Genomic DNA, 5,349 nt, shown 5'->3' on the forward strand with positions numbered 1-5,349 from the left:
ATTATCGATATTATCGCCACCAATAATGGCTATTCTAATATTAGAAAATACTGGATATGTAAAATAAAAATGATTATCAAAAGTAATTGGGAAATCTGCTATTTCTATTTTGCCCTTTGTCCATCCTTGAGTTTTATTTGTAAATTTAAAAGTTACTTCTTGGCTTTGTTGACTTTTGAGGTTAATGGTAGCTAACGATTTTAGTGTATCATTTAATAGTAAACGTACAGGAATATGGTTTAAATCGGTAGAACTATAATTCGTAATTTTTGCATTAATATGCTCAATATTGCCTAAAACATGATTAGGCTGATTCATCCAAATAGAATCGATACATAAATTTGAATTTATTTCGCCTTGTTGATAAAACAAATAGACTTTTTGTTCTTTCATATTCTGCCATTGAGCATAATCGACTGCATATTTTTGTCCATCAGTAAAAAAAGCTAATTCAGTTTTGTTTTCTATATGAAGTGCATCTTTTGCTTTTTTAAATGTATCAAACACATATGACCATGTATGTAAATCAGATGATGGTTTTATTTCATTTATTTTTTTTTGTACTTCTTCAGACGATAATAATTTTGAAACGGACTCATTCATGCCATGGTAGTATAACAAATATCGCGTATTTATTGGCATAGACTGAATAAAGGCGATAGCATTACTTTTAGCTTGATCGAGAAGCGATGTATGTTCGCCCTCTCGAGTCATACTAAATGTATTATCGATATATATACCTATAACCTTATTTTCAGTATTATTAAGCTTTTTATTATCAGCTATAAAAGGCTGTGAAAATGCAAATACTAAAGATAAAATAAATAAAATTCGTAATAAAAGAATAATAAAACTTCGGAGCCGCTGCTGCGAACGTGATTGTTTAATAACATTATCAAGCAAAGCTGTATTGCTAAATAAAACCGTTTTATAACGTCTAAAATAAAATAAGTGAATAAGAATCGGAATACTTATAAGTGTACTAAACCATAATACCCATGGATAAAGAATTGCCATTTTTTTGTTGTAAAATTACATAAAATTTTTAGCTATTATTTGCTCTTTTTGACGAACCAATTCTAAAGTATGTAATTTAAAAATATTTAAAAAGTTTTTACTACAAGTTTGCCTATGAATTTATTATTAACAAAAATTCCATAAATTCCATTGTCTAATTTTGTATTATTAAGCATTGATTTACCAATGGAATTGATTATTTGAACACGATCATTAGGTTTCAATCCCTTAATATTAAAATAACCATTATAAGATGGGTTTGGAGTAATAATGTATTCATCATTTTGTTCTAAACAATTATTTGAAATAACATCAAACGAATGTACATCTCCATTAAAATCTACTTGTTCGAGTTTATAATAAACATTTCTGTTAAAATATTCTTCATAGTAAGTATATTTGTAAGTTATTGTAGAATTATTATTTCCATTCGCTTTAATTTTATCAATAAGTATAAAATTAGTAGCATCGTATGATTTATAAAGCAAAAAGTAATCGTTATTAATTTCAGAAGAAGTTATCCATTCTAGCTCTATATTATCATTATATAAGCAATTTGCTTTAAAACTAATTAAATTTATTGGTAATGGAGTTGTACAGATAGTACAATTTGATGTAAATCTCCATGCTTGATTAGTAGAATTCCATTGAGTTGGATAATTATAACCAGTGGGTACAATTGCCTGTGTACCATTATAATTATGAATACCTAAAATAGCAGCACCGCCATTCCAACCAGAACAATATTGTTTATTTGCTATATGAACTTCAATATTATTCGTCGTTTCAAAAAGTTTAACCTGTCCGGTATAAGTAATTCCTGAACAACTGGAACCAAACATAGGAATATTTTGAAAAGAAACAACAAATCTTCTATTGGGAGCTGTTCCAATAGTCTGATATTTCATTTCAGGAGATCCTAAAGACGGGTCAATATCGTGCCAAGGAAACATAATACAATTTCTCGGTGCATTAGACGTGTTAGGTATTGATGATGAAATTGACCACCCCGAAGTACCATCAGGAGCAGCATTAGAAGAAGGTAAATTTGATGCACAACCAATAGGATCAAAAATAATATAACCATTAGAAGAAATTAAACAACGAGTATAATTTATTCCATCAAAACAAAATGTAAAACCAATTGGCGAGTAAGAACTAGCAAATCTATCATCGGCATTAATACCAACATTAGTTCCAGCATGAGGATCGGGTGAATATGAAATTGAACTTAAAGTATAATTCAATCCGCAACTAGGGGCACTCGAAGGATAAATTTGAATATTAAAAGGTGTACAGGTTGGTGTTGGATCTGTATCAATCATAATGTAATAAGTTATCCCAGAACTTAAAGATACGCCACATAAATGAGGATTACCAGAAGAGCTTGTATTACTGGCAATACAACTAGAACTAGGTTGATCAGGACAACCTTGAATTACAAATATTCCTGTATAGCTTGATGTACCCGTTAATGTAATATCTATAGATTGATTACTAGAAGGAGTGTATTGATATAAAAAGTCTTCGCCATCCATATAAGATGATGCACAAATGTTAGCAGAAGTATATTCATTACCTCTACAACAAGTAGTTTCGTTTAATGCACTAAAAGGCAATGATGATATTACTTGAGCATTTGAACAAAGGCTTGGTGCACCCGGATTTGTTGGTTCATAAGCGCAAATATCAAAAGTCCCTGTTTCATTTCCACTATAATCCCAAACTCTAATATATACAATAGAGCCTGGGGTTAATGTTCCATTTTGAGCACAATCGCCAGGTACTGTACATAAAGTACCTGTCCGACAAATCATTGGCATGGCACCATTTTGTGAGTCATCATCATCACACTCAATAAGATTGCCTGCAGCAGATAAATCACTACATGTACCTTGATACCATGCCATACCCATATCTGTTAAGCCACCATTAGCTGATAAATCAACTATTAATCTACCAGAAGCAGGAACAGTTGCTTGAAACCAAACATCTCCACTCGAATATGAGGCACAACCAGGTGCATAAATTCCACTACTACCTGATGAACAATTATTAGTAAAAGTTTGATATGAACACTGACCATTGGTACCAACATTTAAAATAATAGCATTACAAGGATCATCATTAATAGGTGCACTTCCTAATACATTTACCTGAACCGAAGAAGAATACGATACAATACCGCTATTCAAACATACTATTTTCAAACGATAATAGCTTTGAGATGTAACTACTAAAGAATACGGTATTGTGTTGGCTCCAATGATGTCTGACCATGTAGAATTATCAAGTGAACTTTGCCATAAATAAGTTATGTTACACCCTATCGTATAACCTGTTGAATTTAAAGTAACACTTGTATTTGGACATGAAACTGAATTAGGAGTAGCTGAAATTGTTCCAGCAAGAGGAGTACCTGAACAAGGCGGTTCCATGTCTTTTACGCAAATGCCAAATGTTCCTTGAACATCACCTCCATATTCCCAAAATCGTATATAAACAGTAGATCCAGGAGTCAATCCGGTTCTATCAATCATAGGCATACTTCCATTGGGACTATCATCATCGTCGCATTCTATAAGTGTTAACGAACTGCAATTACCGGAATAAATAGCCATACCACCATCAGTAATACTACCAGTTTGTGTATCAAAATTCAAATGTCCACAGTCTGGTACAATAACAGAAAACCAAACATCATCGTCAATATAATTCGCACAACCTGGCGCTGGTACTCCTGTTGTTGCAGATGCAGACACATTAGAATATGTTGAATAAGTACAAGTGCTTGAAACTGTTAATGGTATTGCACCTGAACAATTATCATTTGAAGGTGGTGGTGTCACACATGAAATATTTGCCTGCCACCCTGCGTCTAAACCATTATTATCTGAAAACCAAAGAAATGTTAATTGTCCAGTACTATTTGTTGCTGTTATTGTCCCCGGTGATCCTGTTGTATTATTATAAGTTCCAATAATTGGCGATGATGTATTAGGACCATCATAAATTATTAAATAATCATCTGCATCACCCATAGTCCAACTTGTAAATGTAAATTGTAAATTCATACCAACACTTCCAGGAGTAAAAGTTTGAGTGTAATCATTAGAGGTATAATTAGCTAAACCACCATCATCTAACCATTGTCCAGAACAAGTTGTAATAGGAGTATTACTCATTAAATAAGGAGCTTGTGCTGTCAATGAAATATCATCTATTGCCCCTGGTGGATTAGTACCCAAACTTCCATCATTTTGCCAAGTAAAAATTAAATATTGAGTCGTTCCAGCTAAAGTTCCAGGTAAAGAAATATTAACAGTTTGCCAAGCAGTATTAGAGTTATAAGGACCACCAACAATAACTGCAGTTCCCCAAGAACTTGTTGATGATGCTGGAGTACCAGCTGTGGGTATTGAAGTGTTAGTATATACATATATTCTATCATAACCTGATTCACCCTGACATTTCCATTTAAAAGATAAATTAATATATGTTTGACCTGCTGGAAATGTAACACTTTTATAAAAATGTGATGTCTGTAACGTTGAATTTGTATAAGACCAACTACCGCCATCGCCAGCATTACTAATATATGCACATCTTAGACCACTTTGACCGCCTGGAGCATTACCTAAAGTCCATATATTAGTTGAAGCATTTGCCGTTGACCATCCATTTGCTGCAAAAGTTGTTCCTGTTTCAAAACCACCATCACTAGATGGATTAATAAGTACAGTTTGAGAATAATAATTATTTATAAATCCTATTAAAATAAATAATATAACTATTGTTTTCATTAATAATAGTTTAATTAAAAGTAGTTTCTTTGAGTTTATTTTTAATTATTTCTTCTTTACAAGCACTATCATAAAAGGATTTAATATTAAACTTGACAAAACATTCTCCACCAAATTCTTTTTCAATAGATTGCACTAATTGATATGCATCCTTGTTCTTTTCATTTAATTCAATAAGTATTAAGCCATCAATATAACAACTGTCAATTATTTTAATGCTCTTTTCATGTAAAAACGATTCAATTGTTGAATAATTTACTTTAGTACCTTGATTAACATAACCTATAAGGCTAAAATTTGAACAATTTTCATTATTATTTTGTCCGAATATCAATAATGAGTTAATTAATAACATTATACTTAAAAAATATTTCATATAAAAAAATATATTTGATATTTGTACGAATTTAAAAATTAAAGGTTGCTTTTTTTTTATTAAAAAATTATCTTTTTAAGTTACTAATTATTAAGTGTCTGATTAAAAGGCACTAATAACCAGCTCTTTATGACTTAAAAATAAATAAAAGTC

Annotated in this window: 2 protein-coding genes and 1 pseudogene; all 3 read right to left on the reverse strand. The window is 31.3% G+C overall.

What is annotated here, in order from left to right:
- Positions 1-1,017 (reverse strand): annotated as a pseudogene (locus HPY79_12205) (BatA domain-containing protein).
- An 86-nt stretch (positions 1,018-1,103) separates the two neighbouring features.
- Entirely contained in the window at positions 1,104-4,820 is a 3,717-nt protein-coding gene (locus tag HPY79_12210) for a hypothetical protein (protein ID NSW46566.1), read from the reverse strand.
- Between the two features lie 10 nt (positions 4,821-4,830).
- Positions 4,831-5,175 carry a hypothetical protein gene (locus HPY79_12215; protein NSW46567.1) on the reverse strand — a complete coding sequence of 115 codons (345 nt, stop codon included), beginning with the start codon at positions 5,173-5,175 and terminating at the stop codon, positions 4,831-4,833.
- Positions 5,176-5,349: the final 174 nt, after the last annotated feature.

The organism is Bacteroidales bacterium (assembly GCA_013314715.1).
GTDB lineage: Bacteria > Bacteroidota > Bacteroidia > Bacteroidales > GWA2-32-17 > Ch61.